This window comes from Sporosarcina sp. QA0331 (genome assembly GCF_055808055.1).
The window spans coordinates 3,196,050-3,214,821 of sequence record NZ_CM147850.1; the positions used below are offsets into that span (position 1 = coordinate 3,196,050).

General features: G+C 41.7%; 20 protein-coding genes. 10 read left to right on the plus strand and 10 right to left on the minus strand.

Translation table 11 applies throughout. From position 1 onward, the window contains the following. Positions 1-17 precede the first annotated feature (17 nt). The 3 genes from AC0L13_RS16210 to AC0L13_RS16220 are packed head-to-tail and all read right to left on the minus strand — an operon-like array spanning position 18 to position 3,299. Entirely contained in the window at positions 18-1,319 is a 1,302-nt protein-coding gene (locus AC0L13_RS16210) for an ABC transporter permease subunit (protein WP_473641390.1), read from the minus strand. A 1-nt stretch (position 1,320) separates the two neighbouring features. After that, positions 1,321-2,421, minus strand: a complete 1,101-nt coding sequence (locus AC0L13_RS16215; RefSeq protein WP_473641392.1) for an ABC transporter permease subunit — start codon at positions 2,419-2,421, stop codon at positions 1,321-1,323. Then, positions 2,418-3,299 carry an ABC transporter ATP-binding protein gene (locus AC0L13_RS16220; RefSeq protein WP_473641394.1) on the minus strand — a complete coding sequence of 294 codons (882 nt, stop codon included), beginning with the start codon at positions 3,297-3,299 and terminating at the stop codon, positions 2,418-2,420. The genes AC0L13_RS16215 and AC0L13_RS16220 overlap by 4 nt, the downstream gene beginning before the upstream one ends. Positions 3,300-3,580: 281 nt before the next feature. Here AC0L13_RS16220 and AC0L13_RS16225 point away from each other — a divergent pair, with 281 nt between their 5' ends. The 4 genes from AC0L13_RS16225 (at position 3,581) to AC0L13_RS16240 (ending at position 6,917) form a co-directional block, all read left to right on the plus strand. Next, the gene (locus tag AC0L13_RS16225; protein WP_473641396.1) at positions 3,581-4,537 is read left to right on the plus strand and encodes an acetamidase/formamidase family protein; all 957 of its coding nucleotides are present in this window, start codon (positions 3,581-3,583) and stop codon (positions 4,535-4,537) included. A 50-nt stretch (positions 4,538-4,587) separates the two neighbouring features. Beyond that, positions 4,588-5,334, plus strand: a complete 747-nt coding sequence (locus AC0L13_RS16230; RefSeq protein WP_473641398.1) for an alpha/beta fold hydrolase — start codon at positions 4,588-4,590, stop codon at positions 5,332-5,334. A 341-nt stretch (positions 5,335-5,675) separates the two neighbouring features. Further along, on the plus strand, positions 5,676-6,566 hold the full coding sequence (locus tag AC0L13_RS16235) for a DMT family transporter (protein WP_473641400.1): 891 nt from the start codon (positions 5,676-5,678) through the stop codon (positions 6,564-6,566). 102 nt (positions 6,567-6,668) lie between these two features. Next, on the plus strand, positions 6,669-6,917 hold the full coding sequence (locus tag AC0L13_RS16240; RefSeq protein ID WP_473641402.1) for a hexameric tyrosine-coordinated heme protein: 249 nt from the start codon (positions 6,669-6,671) through the stop codon (positions 6,915-6,917). A gap of 136 nt (positions 6,918-7,053) precedes the next feature. Here the strand turns inward: AC0L13_RS16240 and AC0L13_RS16245 are convergent, their stop codons facing one another. The 4 genes from AC0L13_RS16245 to AC0L13_RS16260 all read right to left on the minus strand — a co-directional run bounded on the left by AC0L13_RS16245 (position 7,054) and on the right by AC0L13_RS16260 (position 11,715). Further along, entirely contained in the window at positions 7,054-8,541 is a 1,488-nt protein-coding gene (locus AC0L13_RS16245) for an S-layer homology domain-containing protein (protein ID WP_473641404.1), read from the minus strand. A 323-nt stretch (positions 8,542-8,864) separates the two neighbouring features. Continuing rightward, on the minus strand, positions 8,865-9,938 hold the full coding sequence (locus tag AC0L13_RS16250; protein WP_473641406.1) for a S26 family signal peptidase: 1,074 nt from the start codon (positions 9,936-9,938) through the stop codon (positions 8,865-8,867). Beyond that, entirely contained in the window at positions 9,935-10,432 is a 498-nt protein-coding gene (locus tag AC0L13_RS16255) for a sigma-70 family RNA polymerase sigma factor (protein WP_473641408.1), read from the minus strand. The genes AC0L13_RS16250 and AC0L13_RS16255 overlap by 4 nt, the downstream gene beginning before the upstream one ends. Positions 10,433-10,455: 23 nt before the next feature. Continuing rightward, positions 10,456-11,715 carry a polysaccharide deacetylase family protein gene (locus tag AC0L13_RS16260; protein WP_473641410.1) on the minus strand — a complete coding sequence of 420 codons (1,260 nt, stop codon included), beginning with the start codon at positions 11,713-11,715 and terminating at the stop codon, positions 10,456-10,458. 140 nt (positions 11,716-11,855) lie between these two features. Between AC0L13_RS16260 and AC0L13_RS16265 the strand changes: the two genes are divergently transcribed. Next, the gene (locus AC0L13_RS16265) at positions 11,856-12,017 is read left to right on the plus strand and encodes a hypothetical protein (protein WP_473641412.1); all 162 of its coding nucleotides are present in this window, start codon (positions 11,856-11,858) and stop codon (positions 12,015-12,017) included. A 29-nt stretch (positions 12,018-12,046) separates the two neighbouring features. Beyond that, the gene (locus AC0L13_RS16270) at positions 12,047-12,598 is read left to right on the plus strand and encodes a hypothetical protein (protein ID WP_473641414.1); all 552 of its coding nucleotides are present in this window, start codon (positions 12,047-12,049) and stop codon (positions 12,596-12,598) included. A gap of 104 nt (positions 12,599-12,702) precedes the next feature. On the opposite strand, the gene AC0L13_RS16275 is transcribed toward AC0L13_RS16270, so the two are convergent. After that, positions 12,703-13,083, minus strand: coding sequence for a KGG domain-containing protein (locus AC0L13_RS16275; protein WP_473641417.1), 381 nt, complete (start codon positions 13,081-13,083; stop codon positions 12,703-12,705). Between the two features lie 210 nt (positions 13,084-13,293). Here AC0L13_RS16275 and AC0L13_RS16280 point away from each other — a divergent pair, with 210 nt between their 5' ends. The 4 genes from AC0L13_RS16280 to AC0L13_RS16295 all read left to right on the plus strand — a co-directional run bounded on the left by AC0L13_RS16280 (position 13,294) and on the right by AC0L13_RS16295 (position 17,906). Next, positions 13,294-14,436: a glycosyl hydrolase family 18 protein gene (locus AC0L13_RS16280; protein ID WP_473641419.1), complete on the plus strand. Its 1,143-nt coding sequence runs from the start codon at positions 13,294-13,296 to the stop codon at positions 14,434-14,436. Between the two features lie 301 nt (positions 14,437-14,737). Beyond that, on the plus strand, positions 14,738-15,751 hold the full coding sequence (gene cuyA / locus AC0L13_RS16285) for a D-cysteate sulfo-lyase (RefSeq protein WP_473641421.1): 1,014 nt from the start codon (positions 14,738-14,740) through the stop codon (positions 15,749-15,751). Between the two features lie 21 nt (positions 15,752-15,772). Further along, the gene (gene dapF, locus AC0L13_RS16290) at positions 15,773-16,639 is read left to right on the plus strand and encodes a diaminopimelate epimerase (RefSeq protein WP_473641423.1); all 867 of its coding nucleotides are present in this window, start codon (positions 15,773-15,775) and stop codon (positions 16,637-16,639) included. 37 nt (positions 16,640-16,676) lie between these two features. Continuing rightward, entirely contained in the window at positions 16,677-17,906 is a 1,230-nt protein-coding gene (locus tag AC0L13_RS16295; protein ID WP_473641426.1) for a dicarboxylate/amino acid:cation symporter, read from the plus strand. A gap of 64 nt (positions 17,907-17,970) precedes the next feature. Here AC0L13_RS16295 and AC0L13_RS16300 read toward each other — a convergent pair whose 3' ends face one another. Together AC0L13_RS16300 and AC0L13_RS16305 are read right to left on the minus strand one after the other, a co-directional pair. Continuing rightward, the gene (locus tag AC0L13_RS16300) at positions 17,971-18,168 is read right to left on the minus strand and encodes a hypothetical protein (RefSeq protein ID WP_473641428.1); all 198 of its coding nucleotides are present in this window, start codon (positions 18,166-18,168) and stop codon (positions 17,971-17,973) included. Positions 18,169-18,184: 16 nt separating this feature from the next. Continuing rightward, on the minus strand, positions 18,185-18,760 hold the full coding sequence (locus AC0L13_RS16305; protein ID WP_473641431.1) for a hypothetical protein: 576 nt from the start codon (positions 18,758-18,760) through the stop codon (positions 18,185-18,187). Positions 18,761-18,772 lie beyond the last annotated feature (12 nt).

The following is an 18,772-nucleotide window of genomic DNA, read 5'->3' on the forward strand; positions in this document are numbered from 1 at the left end:
AGGAGGGTAGATACTTCTTATTCAACAACATACTTTCTAAACCTCAAATAACATAGAACAATCGCTAAAAGCCCAATCGAGCCAAGAACGATCAACCCACTCCCTACAGTAATTGCCTCGTTAAAATTCGCAACAGCGAATTCCCGATTAATGACTTTATGAATATCGACATAAGTGAATGGATTATAGGTTGCCTTTGGCAAAACAGTCATCCCGAAGAATGTACCGATAAGCAAAATCGCTGCGTTGACAGTCGGGTTTTTAATAAATAACGACAAGAGATAATAAATTGAAAACATAAAAACGACCAAAACAACCGCCATTAGGAGCACAATACTGAAATATTTCCCTAACGTAATAAAATGAAATTCATCCGTCCATTCATTTAAAATGGTCGTTTCAAACCCAAACGGACTTTCAATTGGTCCATCATAAATTAATACGGGGTATTGCAAGCTGCCGACACCGGATGTAAATAGACTCGAGACAAGTGGCACACACAAAATAGCGATAACAAAAAGAATCGTGAACAGCAGTCCGCTGAAATATTTTGCAAAAAAGAGCTGCGCTCTTTTTAGAGGAAGAACTGCATAGTAGTTCATTCCTCTTTTTTTCTTCGTTGCTTCAGAAGAGATGTTATTACCAAACACAAAGCAACCAATTAAAATGATGAATGGGATAATGAAAGCAGGGATAATTTGATATAAAAAATAAAATCCTTGCTTCCCGTACCGTTTCGTACTCATTTCCCACATTTCCAATACTTTCCCATCATGTTTATCATACATCGTTGGATGATATGGAATATAAGTGTCCCATTGCACGAAAGGTTCACCCTCAATTTCAGCCACAAGCTTTCTCTCTTCTGCTGATGCCCTCATCGTAAACATCGATACTTGTTGATCCATAATGGAGTGCACGATAAAGTTCTGGCTTTTCGAGATGGCCACATAGTCATTCAACTTTTCAGACTGTTTTTCCGAAATTGCCTTCCAATTGCCCGCCATGATGTTGTCCCAATCAAACTTTTTGTTTTCCAACATTTTTTCATAGGTATCAATCTCGCGCTGTAAATCAACAATCTTAACGCTATCCCCAGCCTTCTCTGCTTCCTCAAGCTCTTTCCGATCCTTCGCAATTATTTCAGGATAATCGATTTGACTATTTTCTAAATCAAGCATCTGAAATTGATGGATTCGCTCTGCAGCGGAATAATTAAAGAAATAAAACCCTGCAATTGCTACGACCGAAAGAAGCATTGCAACCCATATCGACTTCTTCTTGAGCATCTTTTTACATTCAAAAAGAAAATACTTCATGTCACATCCCTCGCTTTCGGTTGACCGTCATTGCAGCTACTAACAATAGCAGCAGCGCCACGAATAGGACCACTATACCGGCAGGGAAAAATTGCGGCGTTTGTAAAATGGATTGGTCTACCATTTGGTACGCAAATGGATTGAACATATTCTGAAACCCATAGCTGGTTAGCAGCCACCCACCGGCCAAGATGAACAGCAATGCCGAGAACGTGACGATTGTATTTCGGAAAGCATACGCCAACAATAGAAGCAATCCTACAGAAAACGTCATAAAGCTAACGCTATATAACGCGGCCTCCATGAGATACTTTCCTGAGCTAATGAATGTATCTTGGCTTGTATAAATCGGATATTGAAAAATTTTTCCCTCTGCTCTACCCAAAAGTTCACCTAATGCATACGAAACGCCAAAAATCAGCGCTAGCCAAATAACTCCACCTGAAACGATTGTAATGAACTTGGTGAACATGTACTCAATTCTCGTCATCGGCAATGTCAGCGCTTGCCGAATCGTATTGTCGTCAAATTCCTTTGTTACAATGAGACCTAACACGAATAGCAACATGACAAAACCAACAGGATTCATTACTAAAGAAACTACTTTTTTCATGAAGATCGAAGTCTGGGTTGATAGATCGAAATCTTCCTTTGGTAAATTCCTTTTCAGTAGTTCCTCATTCAGTTTAATGGTTCGTTCCATATCAATTAAACTTACCCCGAAGTATGCACTGTCATATCGAATGTACTGGATAGCGGTTTCATATACTTCGATTTCCTTTTGTAATTCTGCTTGCCAGTCGCTGCTTTGAATCGTGCCGATCAATTGTTGTAACTTAGCGGAAAGCTCTGTGCCAAAATGCAATTGTCCTCTAAGTTCCATTCTATTGCTCTTCTTTAATTCTTCTTCCACCCTAAGAAGCTGCTGGCTGACATCTTTTCGTAACTCCGTGAAATGCTCATTCTTTTTAACTTTAATTTGATCCTGAGACATATGGTTATAGAAAAACAAACCGAAAACAAAGACGAACGTGAGCTGCAAAAAAATTGGGAACACTTTAAGACGAGTAATCTTTTTCCATTCAAACAGGATCTTCTTCATGAGTTAACTCCTGAAAAGATCTCTTTATACAGTTTCTCCGATCCCGTTATTTCTTTCTGTATATCTAAGATTTGAATGCCTTCACTTTTTATGAGCTCAATTACGTTGTCTAGTTGTTCACTCCCTAATTGAAGTCGAATTCCCCCGACAGCATTTTCCACTTCATACCCATGTTCATTTAAAATACGATCAGCAAGCTCATGATTGGAGAGAAAAAATTGATAATACGTATTTTCGAAGTGATTCATATCGACTTCTGTCAATTTCCCGTCTTTTAGGAATAAAATTTGTTTCGTCACACGATCGATTTCCGCTAAATTATGGGAAGACAAAAGAATCGTCGTGCCCTTCTCGGCTAGTTCCAATAAAATTCCCCTCATTAAAATAGCGCTTGTCGGGTCCAAGCCATTTAATGGTTCATCTAATAGCAGCAGCTTCGGTTCATTAATGAGTGCCATAGCCAGCAGCAAATGCTGTTTCATCCCTAGAGAATAGTTGCCGACCGTCTTCTTAAGATAGCCTTCCATGCCGACATACTCCGCCACCTCATTGATTCTCTTTTTATGAATCTTTTGCACATCACAAATGTATTTCAGATGATCGTACCCCGTTAAATATTCAAATAAGACCGTATTGTCCTGTAGAAATGCAACTTCCTTAAATACGGAATGATCTTTATTGGACTTCCCCACCAATTCAACAGTCCCAGAAGCAGCTGGCAGTATATTCGTGACAACGTTAAGAAATGTTGTTTTCCCGACCCCGTTCGGACCGACTAACGCCCAAATCCCTGGTGAATCAATTGTTAGGCTTACTTTATCAAGCACTTGATGATTTTTATAAGATTTACATAGATTATGAACCGCCAAAACAGCCATTGCTCTCCCCCTTGTAACTATGTTCGTAAAGATCACTTAATAAAAATTGCAATTTTCATACTATCATAACTATCATTTTATTACAAATGGTGGAAGTCTAGTAGTAAAACTTATTTAATAAGGGATTTATAGCATCAACACTCCCTCTAAAAGTAATTCAAATTACTTTCAAAAGAAAAAATAGTTGACGTTAAGAGTAATTTGATTTACTCTAGAAAGTAACTCAGTTATTCTGAATTATTATTCAAAATAACGAAAGACTAAACGTTAGGGGGGATGAAATGTCTAAAACTCATTATTTAAAACCTGATTCAAACACGCTTCTTGGCTTTTTCAGCAAAGAATTAGAACCAGCTCTAGAAATTAATTCAGGAGATACTGTCATTTTTCAAACATTGGATGCTGCATGGGGACTAGAGAAACGTTCTGCATTGGGGGAAGCAAAGAAGAAATTCACTGACTTAAAATCGGATCGCAAAACTACTGAATTCGGACACGCATTAGTTGGTCCCATATTTATTAAACAGGCTAAGCCTGGACAGACATTGGAAATAAAGATTAATGAAATTATTCCAGGTTCGTGGGGGTGGACTTCTGCAGCGGGGTTCCCTAGTTATTGGAATGAGAAGATGGGAATGGCGGACGCTCGTGAGGTTGTATTGGACTTTGAACTTGATGTTGAAAAGATGGTGGGGAAAAGTCAATTTGGCAATTTCAAATATAGCGTGGGGCTAAATCCTTTTATGGGGATTATGGGAATGCCTCCTAAGGAAAAAGGAAAGCATTCTACCTTTCCTCCTCGGCCATCAGGTGGAAATATGGATTGTAAAGAATTACAAGCTGGGAGTACATTGTTTCTACCTATTCCCGTTGAAGGTGGTCTTTTCTCAACGGGTAATGGTCATGCCGTTCAAGGGGATGGTGAAGTAAGCGGCCCTGCTCTTGAATGCCCAATGGAAAAAGTGAATTTAACCTTTACAGTTAGAGAAGATATCCAGATAAAAATGCCCAGAGCCAAAACAAATACAGGTTGGCTAACTATGGGGCTTCATGAAGATCTTGAAGAGGCTATGTGGATTGCTTTACGTGAGATGCTAGATTTAATGTCATCGATTTATAACATTTCAAAAACGGAAGCCTATGCATACGCTACGATGGTTGTTGACTTGCGAATCACTCAAATTGTAAATTCGGTTAAAGGAGTTCATGCATTTCTTCCTTTTCACGCCTTACGGTGACGGAAGATTCCTTTCTTAATAAAACAAACTTTAAAAAGGTGGGAATGACTATGACGTACAAAGATCGTTGGGTTCATAATAAGGGGATTAACATACATTTCGTTGAAGCATATACGGATGAAAAAAAAGAGGCTCCTTTGGTCATTATTCCTGGGCTTTCGGAATCAGCAGAAGATTATATTGCTGTAATCGAAAATCTCTCCCCTAGACATTGTATTATTATCACACTAAGGGGGCGCGGCAAAAGCGACACACCGGAAACTGGATATACATTAGATGATCATGTCAGCGATATTGATGCTGTTATTAAACACCTTGAGTTAAAAGACTTTATCTTATTCGGCTTCTCTAGAAGCGTTTCATACGCACTAAAATATGCGATCAATAACAAAAACGTAATCAACGGGTTAATCATTGGGGACTATCCTGCGATCCACACACAACTCCCTCAAGGGTGGGTTGAGTTTTTCTCTTCCTTACCGCCTTGGAGAGGAAAACCGCTATCGGAAAGAATGAGTCTTACGGCATTACACGGTATCCAAAAAGAGTCTTCACAAGTTATCTTTTGGGATGATTTATCATCAATTGAATGCCCAGTTCTTATTATCCGCGCCGGGAAACAAGGAGCCGCGTTGTCAGTAGAAGCGGGAGAACAATATGTCGAGAAAATGCCCCAAGCAAACGTAGTCGTATTCGACGAATCGGATCATAATATTTTTGAACCTAGTTTAGATATATTTATACAAACAATAGAAATGTTTATGGCTAATTGCCATGAAGAAGTATATGAGAGTTGAAGCCCCTTTTAGGGGTTTTCTTTTTTGTATGGAGGAGTTCCAGAGCACTCATATAACTGTCAGTACGGCTTTAAATGAATTTGTTATGCTGGACAAGCGTCTGAAATGACAAAATTCTCTTCATTCCATTTCAGCATGTACGCATTACCCCATCTGAACCTTCAAAATATTACAGGAATAATGACGAAGTCTATTGTTATTTAGTATAATAAGTACGCCATGCATTAAGGCATTTATCATTTTGAAAGCCAAAGCCATTTTCAACTTCACCGCCGCCACTACTAATAACAGATTATGAACCTGCGAAATATAAACTTTTCGTAGAGTCGAAGGAGCAGACGATGACATCTAAAATTCAGTTTTTACTAGCTATGATCATCTTCGGGACAATTGGTGTATTTGTAAGATACATTGATTTATCCTCAAGCGAAATAGCTTTAGTGCGTGGTTTAATCGGCAGTTTATTTTTAACGACAGTCATTATCATAATGAAGAAGAAAATTCCATGGAAGTTGGTAAAAGTAAATGCTGTAGTAATCGTATTTTCAAGTATTGCATTAGGTGGAAATTGGATTTTCTTTTTCGAAGCAATCAAGCATACAACTCTTTCCAACGCAACATTAAGCTACTATTTTGCACCTGTGATTGTTCTGATTCTTTCACCACTTGTCCTTAAGGAAAAATTATCAGCGAAGAAAATCATCTGCATTGGTGTCGCCATGCTCGGTATGCTTTTCATTGTTGGGAATGGTCGTGTCAATACATCCGGGTTAGATGATCTAATCGGGATTGGGTTTGGATTACTGGCAGCTGTATTTTACGCTTCCTTAATGCTGCTGAACAAATTCATCAAGAACATGGATGGGTTAGAAACGACAGTACTTCAACTCGGAACAGCGACCATCCTTCTAGTGCCGTATGTTTTCTTTACGGAAGGATTCGGGATTTTGGAAGTATCCAGTGCTTCCATTCCATTTATACTGATTTTAGGGATTGGACACACTGGGATTGGATTCTTGTTATTCTTCTCTGGCATGCAGAAGTTAAAAGGACAAAGCATGGCTGCACTAAGCTATGCAGACCCAATCACTTCATTAGTCATATCTATTATTATCTTGCAAGAACAAACGACATTCGTTCAACTACTTGGTGGAGTATTGCTTTTAGGCTCAACATTTGTGAGTGAAAATAAATCAATTACATTCCGCAAAAGGGTAAAACTAGTTCAATAATACAATCCCACTTTTTGAAGCAGCACCTTTTGCAAGATAGACACCCACCAGTTTGCCCATGCATATGTATAGCAATAGTAACTATTCTGGGAGGTGGACTGCATGCCAAACGCCGATCTGCAAACGCTCCTAACACATACACCGGAAGAAGGGTTTGCTTTAGCGGTAAAGCTTGCACAAAAAGGGGTCGAACTCACTCAACCTTCAGAAGAGATCCGAAAACTACTGCGTCCTGTCTATTCGAGAGACCCGGATAGCTTAATAGCAGTATCACAAGTTATCGCAATTCATTTTCAAACTGTCGCTGCGGCAAACAACTACTGGAAGACGTGGACTCCACAATATTGGTGATATTTCTAGCGAGAGATTTTAGCGGATTCGATTCAGATCTCATGCATCGCAAAAAGCAGACATGCCCGGCATGTCTGCTTCCGCAATTGTTCCTGTTCATTTTGATAGACTTACGTATTCACCATTCCACATTCAATCACATATGCATGTCGATTTCTTCATAGATTTGGACATTGATAATAGGTCCCAATGTCTCGACATGTACGCCGATTCCAAGTAAATCAGTCTTGTTATGGTCCGGTAGTTTAATATTGAAAGAGCCTTTTTTCTTACCCTCAGCATGGAACAAGTTGGTTCCCGGATCCCTAGTGATTGTTGCAATCTGTTCAGCCTCTTTTGGAAGGACATGCTTTCCAATATCATATGTTGCGCCTAGATCCACTGACGCAGTTGGCTTTTCTTCTAATGTCCTAATACTGTAATAAAAATGCGGCGTGAGGCTTACCGCTTCAATGCCATACCGTACTTCTTCTCCATCCTCGAACCGAAGCGTGGCGATATATCGGCCCGGCTCATCAATTCCGACGCGGATATTATTGTACTTGCCCTCATTATCAGTTCCATCAGATTCCCGGCAATCGGAAGGACTAAAAGAGATACATTTCCTGAACTCTACATTGTCAGACAGTTCCTTTCCGTCTATCGTAGAAAGTGATACGTTTTGAACTTGTCCCTTATTCTTTACATTGAGGATAGCCGGCGTTGTGAAGAAATCTTGTGTCTCTTCCAGTGTGAGCTTTAGCTTGCCGTCTACTTCTTTGACGTGTACATAATATTTGCGATAGTATTTTTTATCAGGATTTCCCGAATACACTAAAGCGACTTGGAATGTACCTTCCCCCTCTTTCAGCGGGACTAAGTGGATCTTGTCCGAAGTACTGCCCATTGGTTTATCACTTCCTGCAACCGCATGGTACAAACCGGTATCCTTATGGTTGGAATCATACATCTTAAACTCTTCCCAGCCGAAATCACTTGCCCGTACCGTAACGATTAGCGACTTCGCTTCCTCCGTCGCTTTCAACATTTTAGCTGCTTGCCCTCTTGTGATCGGCGAGTTCGGGCTGAATGTTTCCGGAGTCGTTCCTCCCGTGATGCCAAGTCTATAGATGGATAGAATGCTCGGATCGTGACCAGTTCCCCGTTTCACATCTTTGAATGGACTGTTATATGAAGTGAAGTCATAACGAGGCAAATCGAACGCTTTGACGAGGATCGAAGCCATTTGTGCCCGAGTAATCGGATCGTTCGGACCATAACGTCCATCTCCATAACCGCTAATGATGCTTTTTTCCGCGAGCGCCGCAATTGCCTTGTAATAACCATTCGCTGTCGAAACATCTTTAAACCCCGGATTCTTCACTTTCGAAGTGTCCAAATCGGTCATCTTTGCGATGATAGCAGCTGCCTGCCCTCTCGTAATGGAGTTCCCCGGTTTAAAAGTACCGTCCGGATAGCCTCCGATAATCTTGCGTTCCGCTAGATCATTAACTGCTTCCGCAAAATGTTTTGATGATGGTACATCTGAAAAACGCTCTTCTGTGCTAGCAGCAAGTGTGCTAGACAAAGGCAGGCTGCAAGCAAGCAACAGTGCACCTAATCCAATAAATATCTTCTTTCTCACTTTCAATCTTCCTTTCTATTTTCCAGAATTGTTCGGTTACCTGTTCGGGTGCCTGTGCATGGTGCTTTTTTGACAACTCAATAAAAGTAATAAAAATGCAATCATAATAAGGCAAAACGTTCAGTTTACTAGATTCTCTTATTCTGTTTATACAATTGTAGTTTATAATTTGAATTACGCCTTGCACAGGCACCATAAATACAAAAGTGAAACCAGATTAGCGCGCCCCTCTATATTAAGCGGTTGGTTGACGGCTTCTTTTGGACGGCTGCCAATCTGGTTTCTATAAATGATGATGTCGGGGGTCCCATCCCCCTCCAGCATTATTCTTCTATTACCCAGTAATCTGAGTTCGATTCCCGTTTCATATGAAACACTTGCTCCGCTACTCCTTCTCGCCCATATTCGTATCTTATTTCAACTTCATTCTCAGAAACAGTAGCCGTCGTTCGATACGACGCCTCTAAGAACAGTTCACCCAGCCGGCTCAGTTGTGAAAACAGAGGCGTTTCCGGCAAATTGGCGAATCCTAACAGATCATCATACAAATACAAATCAAAGTATTGCTCCGGCGTATAGTCGCCTGTAAGCTCGCCGGATAAATAATCGATATAAATTGATTCGGTATGCTCTTCCGATGCTACACCTACCACTTGCCCGTAAATTTTATGAACAGGTGTAATCGTCGCTCCCTGCACTGTTTCGCTTGCCGGGAAATGGTTCAACAATAGATATTCCCGCGCATTCAACAGCTGGTCATAGCCGCCTACAATCTTAACTCCCTGTTCTTCATAACGATCCATCAGATCAGATTTCACCGGTTTGCCATTTATACGCAGCTTGCCGTTCTTCAATACGACACGATCCCCCGGGACCGCAATCACCTCATAATAGACATCCTTATATGTCGGTAAATGGCTCGTCGTATTCGTCATCGTGCGAACAATGTCGCCCGTCTCGTACACAACTTCGTCGAATAAATTCGCTTTCCGCTCGATGACCGTATGATAAGCTTCCGAACTTCCAGGCAATGAAAACTGTTCTTTATCCACATAATGCAGACCATCGACTTGATCAAAATGCGGAAGCTTCGCAAATTCCTCATAATCAACGGCTGACAGCTGTTTCTTCTTCTGCAATGCCGAGATTTGCGCCAAATCGTCCAGCGGGTCATATGGGGTGCCTGGCCCTTGATCTGCCGAAAGATAATTCGTAGGGTCAATCGCAAGAAAAAGAACGAGTGCTACGACTGGAAGCGCCGCGGTGACAAACAGCACTTGCCAAGAAAACTTTTTAGCCGGTGTTTGTAAACGTTCATTCACACGCTGCTTGATCCGCCTTTCCTGCAGCGTTGTATCGCCCATCATCTGATCGAGCTTACGTTTAAAATCGCTCAATGGCTCTCTACCTCCTCTTCTTCAAAAAATTCCTTGAGCTGCTGCTTTGCCCTCCGCAGCCTTGTTTTCACGGTATTTTCATTCAGCTGCAAATAGGCTGCTATTTCCGTGATCGACTGCTCGTCATAATAAAATAAAATTAACGGCTCCCGGTATTTTAACGGCAGCTGGAAAAGATTTTTTTCAAGAGATGCCAGCCGCTCTTGTTCCAACAAAACTTCATCTGCGCCTTTTTCCGAAACAAAAATCGTATCGAACAGCACATCTTTTTTATGCTTCCACGACCGCAAATAATCTTTTGCGCGGTTGGCTGTCATTTTCGTTAAATACGTCTTCAATGACGCCTCATTACGAAACTGGTCACTCTTTTGGAAATACGTAACAAACACTTCTTGCACAATATCCTCGGCAGTCGACCAGTTCTTCACATATAAATAAGCGATGCGCACTAAATAACGCGAATGCTCATCGATGATGTTATCAATAGTACTCATTTACGAATTCTCACCCTCTTTCACTACCAAGTCATGTCCCCTTCCACATACGCAACAAATTGATCGAACGACTTTTTCTCTGTTACACCGTATCGACATACTTCATAATTTGACATCTTTCGATTTGCATACCCTTCAGCCGTCGTAAAGCCGATCAACAATCCTGCCTCTTTCGCCGCCGCAATGAAATCTTCATTATAGTGCCCAAATGGATAGGCCAACGAAACCGCTGCCGGCACTTGCGCAACATTTTGCTGTAAGTCCAAAAGAATCTCTTCTTTCGAATGATCAAACACAACACCTGATCCCGAATCCCCATTCAGTGCATGGAGTTCATCCGTATGTGCTTCGAATTGAAAAACATCCGCCAGCTCATCCAAATCGGCCGCTGTAAAAAACTGCAATGGACCTTCCGCATCAAACAACTGAGTTCCCTCTGCCCGGCCCGTTCGTGAAGAAATAATATGCTGAAGCGCAGTAAACCCGTATTCTTTTAAAATCGGATAGGCATATTCCTTCGTCGACAATAAACCATCATCGAACGTAATAAGTACCGCCTTGCCCGGTACGACAAGACGCCCTTCCAAATAATCATAAAGCTCATGTGCTGTCAACGTCTCAAAATGACGCTTCGCCAAATACTCCATCTGCTGCTCAAACGATTCCAACGAAATTGTGCTATTCATCGTCTTCATCAACTCAAGCGGCAGCACTTGATGATAGACTAGCACAGGCAATCCCTCATCCATTTCAACGGACTGTTTATGAATATAACCCGGACGCTCTCCTATCGTAAGGATATACCAATCTTCTTCCTCCCGCACGACTGGATAGCGATAACCTTCCTCAAGCTCCAGAATAACGTTGCTTTGCAAGTTAGCATCCTCGTAAACTGCGGTTTTTTGCAATGAAAGAACAGCAGCCAACCGCTCCTTATGTACAACTGTCGAAAGCTTCATTCCTTCGACTGTCCCGTGTCCCTTACGGACAAATACAGACATATTTCCAAGCCGAAGCTCATAATACACTTCATCTTCACCTACAATCGCAACCGGCTGATTCGCCTCCAGCTCGCCAATCTGCTTCAAGGCTGCACCTTTCATATAAATCGGCTGGCGCTCTTGTAATGTCAGAACTTGCTCGAATTCTTTCTTCATAATAAAACGTTCTCTATCTTGCGCAAAAGCTATTCCTTGCGACTCTACGAAAATCCATATCGCACCTATGCTTATGGTAAATACAAACAAGCACACAAGTAACAGCTTACTAGAAATCTTCCTCATACCTTTACCTCCACTGTCAATTAAGCAACGTACAGACGGAGATTTCCAAAAAAAGTTTCAAAGGTTTTTAAAAAAGTTTTTCGGGGGAGCTTTGAGGGAGATTTTCAGTAGGTCAAAGGTCATGAAATGACAATAAAGTTATGAAAATGATCGATAACTCTTGGGAAATGAACGATAACTCTCCAAACTTGATCGATAACTTCCGGGAAATGACCGATAAGCCGCAGGAAATAATCGATAAAAACGCGGACCGATTAGAAAATAGTGAAACGTTTATCGCTTGCCGTTCGTATACTAGCTAACTACAAATGCGAATAGATGGGGTGAGGAGATGATGAAAAGAAATTCTCGCTGGAAAACAGGGGCAGCCATATTTCTTATTGTAATCTGTCTAGTCTGTGCAGGTTGTTCGAAGTCCGATGAACAAGACAACATCAAGGAAACGGTCAAAACGGTTGTCGAACTCCAAATGAATGCGCCCAATGAAAAAGCAATATTTGCAAATTACTTCTCAGAGGATGAAGGAAAATTCGAGGAGGAATCCGCTCAATACATGGCGTATTTAGAGAAAACATACGGACCTTACTTTACGGAAAGCACATTCGAGCTATACACTCGAACGAATGAATTCGATATGTTCCATTACGTAGCCGATAGATATGACTATCAGTTAAAGGTGAACGATGTCACCGTGGAGCAAAACGAAGTGACGCCATCGAATTATAACTTCACTGTCAATCTTGATTATGTGGATAAAGACGGGGAGGTAACAGCAATCGAAGTTACAGGCGTTGCCATTATGCGTGAAGATAAAATCGCTAAAATGTCATATCTCGGCGACAAGCAATTGTTGAGAAGCTTAGTTAACGGTGGTTTGAAATGATATGAATGCCCCATAACAAAAAAATGAGGAACCTATCAAATTCTACTTTGATTTGGTTCCTCATTTTTATCATTTAGTAACTGTTATATTCCTTACATACTAGTTTACTTATCTCGTTTCCTTGCACGAGCCTCTCCGCCTTTTCGTCCTGCCTCTTCCTTGCTCATCTTGCCGTCATTATCATTATCATCACGTTGCTTAGCGCGCGCTTCGCCGCCTTTGCGACCTGCTTCTTCCCTACTCATCTTGCCGTTATTATCATCGTCGTCACGTTGATTAGCACGCGCTTCTCCACCCTTTTTACCAATTTCTTCGTAAAATTCTCTTCCATGAGATTCAGAAGTAGCCTCTCCGCCTTTTCTACCGATTTCTTCATAAAACTCTCTTCCATGCGTTTCAGCAGTCGCTTCACCGCCTTTACGTCCTGCTTCTTCCACTGTCATTTTGCCTTCATCTGATCGATTACGTTTGTTATTGTTAGCCATTTTTTATTCCTCCTCTGTTTTATCCTTACGACTATGTTCTTCCCTAGTACTCTTATTTAAAACATCATATATTTTCCGAATAATACTTACTGCTTATGTAAAGTGCTATCTTTCTTACCTAGAACTAGTAGGTGTGTCGCCTGAAAGTGATGACATCCTATTTCCTATCGGAATACCATACAGGAGATGAAGAATAAGGAGAGAAGCGCATTGCAGATTCATGTCGTCAGACAGGGAGATTCTTTATGGGCAATTGCCCATCAATACGGCGTTACTGTAAATCAAATTGTATCGGCCAACCAATTGGAAAATCCGGATGCATTAGTCATCGGTCAAGCCCTTGTCATTCCGACCGTTTCCCGTTCAACCGCCCCAAAGCCGGTTATTGATGTGAATGCCTATACGATCAATACTGGGGAAACAGGCGCTAGGGAAATTCAAGAAGTCGGCCGTTACTTAACGTATTGGATGCCATTTGTGTATAGCGTGAAAGAAGATGGAAGTTTAACGGATCTCGATGATGAGGAAATGCTCAAATCTGCTGCAGCTGAAGGAATCGTACCCATAATGGCAATCACAAATTTCAGCGCTACAGAAGCTGGATCCGATCTTGCCCATACTATCCTATCAAGTCGTGAACTTCAGGAAAAGGTCATTACAAATGTACTCGCAGTTATGAAAGAGAAAGGCTATGAAGGATTGAACATCGATTTTGAAAACGTCTATCCCCGTGACCGAGAACATTACAATGAGTTTTTACAGCTGGCAGTCGATCGGTTACATCCCGAGGGATATTCTGTATCATCGGCACTTGCTCCAAAGACGAGCGGTGAACAAAAAGGATTGCTATTTGAAGCACATGATTATGAAGCGCACGGAAGAATCGTCGATTTTGTTGTACTGATGACATACGAATGGGGTTATCGTAAAGGGCCTGCCCAAGCAATTTCACCTATCAATGAAATAAAACGAGTCCTTGACTACGCTGTCACTGTCATACCACGAGACAAAATTCTGTTTGGCTTTCAAATATATGCACGCGACTGGACGCTTCCTTTCGTTCGGGGATCGGAAGCTGAGACATTCAGTGCACAAGAAGCTGTCCGCCGGGCGATTCAACACCAAGTAGCGATCCAATACGATATGAAAGCACAAGCCCCATTTTTCCGTTATGCCGACGAACAAGGTCGCACTCATGAAGTTTGGTTTGAAGACGCCCGCAGCGCGCAAGCGAAGTTCAATATGGTAAAAGATTATAAACTCCGAGGCATCAGTTATTGGGTGCTCGGATATCCCTTCCCGCAAAACTGGCTATTGCTTGGAGACAACTTCACGATACGGAAGAGAGCATGATTTCATTACTAAACTAGAAAGGTGCCAGACTCCTAGCAATTCTGAATTGCTAAGGTCTGGTACCTATTTTTATATACATACCTATCCCCATCCATTGATACATAGCCAAGCATAATAAATAATTCCTAAAATATACTGTACTACGACCGTGATTGGATAGAGCACTCCACGATAAACATTTGTAGAAGAATGTCGAATTGCTCATTGACAGAAGAGTTTTCCTAATCAATACTTTGAATTAACTAAAATTTTCAAAAGGAGTTTAGTTAAATCCAAATAATTGAAAGGTGGAGATGCTCAAATGCTACTCGCAAAGTACCCTCGAAGAAGTTATACGCACGCAACAACCCCAATTGAAAAGTTAACCCATCTATCCAAACTATTGGATGGTCCTTCCATCTATATAAAACGGGATGATTTACTTGGACTTGCCGGCGGCGGGAATAAAACGAGGAAACTCGAATTCTTAATTGCCGATGCGATTCAGAAAGGAGCAGACACGATCGTCACTTGTGGCGCTCTCCAATCAAACCATTGCCGACTTACGCTAGCCGCTGCTGTAAAAGAAGGTTTAAAATGCCAGCTAGTCTTAGAGGAAGGTGTTGCTACTCCTTATCATCCAGATGCAAACGGCAATAATCTGCTATTTAAATTACTAGGTGCAGAATCTATTAAGGTTGTGCCGCATGGATCAGACGTGATAGCAGACATGCATGCATTAGGTGAGGAATTAGTAGCGGCGGGCAGGAAACCTTATTTAATTCCAATCGGAGGATCCAATGAATTAGGATCGGTTGGATATGTAGCGTGCGCTCAAGAGATCCTTCACCAAACTTTTGAAACTGGGCTTGTCATTGACGATGTAGTCGTTGCGAGCGGCAGTGGCGGAACACAAGCAGGATTGGTTGTCGGTTTTAATGCAAGCAACGCGCCTATTAAAGTGCATGGCATCAATGTTTCCAGACCGAACGAAACACAAATCCCGAAAATCAAAGATCTAGTGCAGCAAACAGCAGATTATCTAAACATATCTGACAACCAGTTAGCTAATAGTGTCCACTGCTACGACGGCTATGTTGGCGAAGGCTACACCATTCCGACACAAGGAATGATTGAAGCGGTTCAAATGTTAGCGAGAACGGAAGGCATTCTGCTCGATTCCGTTTATACAGGAAAAGTGATGGCTGGACTTATCGACTTAATTCGCAACGGAACATTCAAGAAAGAAGACAACGTGTTATTTATTCATACGGGTGGATCCCCGTCCTTATATGCAAATCATACTTTATTCAATGAGGACTTGTTTGCTTTATAAAGCATGAAGTGAGGTTAGCTTATGAAAATACCTTTTACGAAGATGCACGGAATTGGAAACAGTTATATTTACATCGATACCATTACACATGAATTTGATGCTTCCATTTTCAATCAACTAGCGATAGACATCTCAAATGTCAATACTGGCATAGGATCAGATGGCCTCATCGTAATCCACCCGAGTGACGTGGCGGAAATTGGTATGCGGATTTTCAATAAAGATGGATCGGAAGGACAAAGCTGCGGCAACGGCTTACGGTGCACAGCAAAATATGCTTATGAAAACCATCTCGTTTCTAGCAACGCTTTTCGGATCGAAACGAAGGCGGGAATTGTCACTGTCGAAGTGTTCGGCGAAAGAGAATGTATAGACCAAGTGACAGTAGACTTAGGATCTCCTTTATTGAATCGGAGTCAAGTTCCGATGCACGGCCCTGACGATAATCGCGTGATTGCGGAAGAGTTTCAAGTTGCGTCACAAACATTGCAAGTGACGGCATTATTTTTAGGCAATCCCAATGCTGTGTTTTTTGTTGAAGCGATTGAGGAAGCGCCTTTACATGAGTTGGGCGCAATCGTCACCGATGATCCGCGTTTCCCAGATCGGGTGAATGTCGGATTTGTTGAAGTCCTCTCTCGCCATGAAATGAATTACAGAGTATGGGAACGAGGTTCAGGCGTAACAGAAGCTTGTGGAACAGGAGCAAGTGCAGCAGTGGTCGCCGCTGTTTTAAACGGTTTTATCGAAAAAGGGACAGATGTCACAGTCCATTTGAGTGGTGGTGATTTATGCATTACATGGGCAGATGATGACCATGTTTGGATGACCGGACCAGCGGAGACTACGATTCAAGGGGTCTTCCACTGGAATCGTCAAGCTTCATAGAAACAGAGAAACTACAATTAATAGGGGGATCAATAGCATGGCAAAAAAATTGAAAGCGTATCGCTTCCCGCTCATCCTTCTAGCTTCCATTATCATTGGATCCATTATTGGGCTGATTTTTGGCGAAAAGGCGAGCGTCATTAAACCATTTGGGGATTTATTCTTAAATTTACTGTTCATGATTGTTGTTCCACTTGTATTCTTTTCGATTGCATCAGCTGTCGCGAATATGGATAGTATGAAACGTCTCGGGAAAATCATGGGCTCCATGCTTTCGGTATTTATCATTACAGGGATTATTGCATCCATTGTGATGCTAGTAGCTGTACTTATTTTCCCAGTTGGATCCGGGGTTGATATTCCTAGGGAAGTTGTAGAAAATACGGGAATGCTGTCGCTATCCGATCAACTCGTAAACACCTTTACTGTACCGGACTTTGTAAATTTATTTTCACGTAAACATATGCTCGCTTTAATTGTATTCTCGGTGTTACTAGGAATCGCGACAGGGTTGACTGGTGAAGTAGGAAAGCCATTTGCCCGCTTTTTAGAGAGCGGCTCTGAAATCTTCATGAAAGTGATTCAACTCGTTATGTACTATGCTCCGATCGGATTGGGCGCCTATTTCGCAGCGCTGATCGGCACTTTTGGCGGAGAACTGATCGGTGATTATGCGCAAGCCTTTATCCTTTATTACCCTGTTGCTTTCCTATACTTTGTAATTGGATTCACGCTTTACGCATTCATTGCCGGCGGGAAAAAAGGAGTTGTCCGTTTTTGGAAAAACATTCTCGCACCGGCTGCAACTGCGCTTGGCACGGGAAGTAGTTTTGCAACCCTCCCTATCAACTTGCAGGCTGCGAAACAAATCGGCGTGCCAAAGGACATACGGGAAACTGTTTTGCCGCTCGGCGCGACAATTCATATGGATGGTTCTTGTCTTTCTGCCATTCTCAAAATCGCGTTCGTCTTCGGAGTGTTCAATATGGATTTCACAGGATTCGGTACTTTTGTGACAGCGATTGCGATTTCCTTATTGTCAGGTGTAGTGATGAGCGGAATTCCTGGCGGTGGCTTTATAGGTGAAATGGTCATCGTTACACTATACGGACTACCGATTCAGGCATTGCCGATGATCTCAGCAATCGGCGTCGTCGTTGACCCACCTGCAACAATGGTCAACGCAACTGGAGACACAGTTGCAAGTATGCTTGTAACGAGACAATTAGAAGGGAAAGACTGGATGGAGAAAGTACATGTAGAATAGAAGTTATTACTTTGGAACGCATGTTTTTTTTCATGCGTTCCTTTTCTTGTTGAATTAAGATTCCTCATTCCTTAAATTGATCTTCTAATTCCTTCTCAATTTCCTCATCACTTACCGGTACAATTTCTTCTTTTACCCCGTACTTCTTTTTGATTAACTGCCCTACCACTGACTTATCAATTCCATCCTTTACTGCTGTAAAAATCACGATATACAAAATGAATAAACTAACAAGCCACAATATAATAGTTCCCCATACCACTAAACTACGCCCCCTATTATTCTTTAATCCTTTTCCCAACTCGCAAATGCGCATCCAATATACCAGTCAATTTCTCTTTCACTACTTCCGACGTGACAACACAGCTGACTTCGGAGTACTTTGTCATAATCCACAATTCATACCCGCTGTTCACTTCAGGGGAATCCCCGTAAAAACGGTGGTGCTTATCTATTTCCTCGAAATGATACGATCGAATATTCTTCCATGAAACAAACTTCCCTCCACATAACACCCCGTCTTCCACAACTGCAAACAAATTCCAAATGTGATTAAAATTGATCAAAGCGAAGATAAATACAAAGGTGTAAGGTAGACTGATAGTTGTGTCTAGCAACCTATAAACAGCTAAGATAAGGAAAATCAATAGACTGAAACCCAGCCATTTAAGAGCAGACTTTTGTTGATAAATAATAGGCCGCTCAATCGTTTTTTTCGGCTGGACCCGGATCGCTTGCAAATCTTCCTCTGTGACAGGGAAAACAGTAGGCTGTTTCATTTTAATGACTAACCGAAAGAACCGGAAACAGAGAAACAGAAATAAGATGCCCGTTAAAATGTCCCGATTAGTCATCTTATGCTTCTC

What these genes read in the sequence shown, in the direction of transcription:
- AC0L13_RS16270 (WP_473641414.1), top strand. Translation starts at nt 12,047, where the DNA reads ATGATGAAAAGAAATTCTCGCTGGAAAACAGGGGCAGCCATATTTCTT.
- AC0L13_RS16230 (WP_473641398.1), top strand. Translation starts at nt 4,588, where the DNA reads ATGACGTACAAAGATCGTTGGGTTCATAATAAGGGGATTAACATACAT.
- AC0L13_RS16215 (WP_473641392.1), bottom strand. Translation starts at nt 2,421, where the DNA reads ATGAAGAAGATCCTGTTTGAATGGAAAAAGATTACTCGTCTTAAAGTG.
- AC0L13_RS16305 (WP_473641431.1), bottom strand. Translation starts at nt 18,760, where the DNA reads ATGACTAATCGGGACATTTTAACGGGCATCTTATTTCTGTTTCTCTGT.
- AC0L13_RS16260 (WP_473641410.1), bottom strand. Translation starts at nt 11,715, where the DNA reads ATGAGGAAGATTTCTAGTAAGCTGTTACTTGTGTGCTTGTTTGTATTT.
- AC0L13_RS16225 (WP_473641396.1), top strand. Translation starts at nt 3,581, where the DNA reads ATGTCTAAAACTCATTATTTAAAACCTGATTCAAACACGCTTCTTGGC.
- dapF (WP_473641423.1), top strand. Translation starts at nt 15,773, where the DNA reads ATGAAAATACCTTTTACGAAGATGCACGGAATTGGAAACAGTTATATT.
- cuyA (WP_473641421.1), top strand. Translation starts at nt 14,738, where the DNA reads ATGCTACTCGCAAAGTACCCTCGAAGAAGTTATACGCACGCAACAACC.
- AC0L13_RS16275 (WP_473641417.1), bottom strand. Translation starts at nt 13,083, where the DNA reads ATGGCTAACAATAACAAACGTAATCGATCAGATGAAGGCAAAATGACA.
- AC0L13_RS16255 (WP_473641408.1), bottom strand. Translation starts at nt 10,432, where the DNA reads ATGAGTACTATTGATAACATCATCGATGAGCATTCGCGTTATTTAGTG.
- AC0L13_RS16210 (WP_473641390.1), bottom strand. Translation starts at nt 1,319, where the DNA reads ATGAAGTATTTTCTTTTTGAATGTAAAAAGATGCTCAAGAAGAAGTCG.
- AC0L13_RS16220 (WP_473641394.1), bottom strand. Translation starts at nt 3,299, where the DNA reads ATGGCTGTTTTGGCGGTTCATAATCTATGTAAATCTTATAAAAATCAT.
- AC0L13_RS16240 (WP_473641402.1), top strand. Translation starts at nt 6,669, where the DNA reads ATGCCAAACGCCGATCTGCAAACGCTCCTAACACATACACCGGAAGAA.
- AC0L13_RS16265 (WP_473641412.1), top strand. Translation starts at nt 11,856, where the DNA reads ATGAAAATGATCGATAACTCTTGGGAAATGAACGATAACTCTCCAAAC.
- AC0L13_RS16295 (WP_473641426.1), top strand. Translation starts at nt 16,677, where the DNA reads ATGGCAAAAAAATTGAAAGCGTATCGCTTCCCGCTCATCCTTCTAGCT.
- AC0L13_RS16235 (WP_473641400.1), top strand. Translation starts at nt 5,676, where the DNA reads ATGACATCTAAAATTCAGTTTTTACTAGCTATGATCATCTTCGGGACA.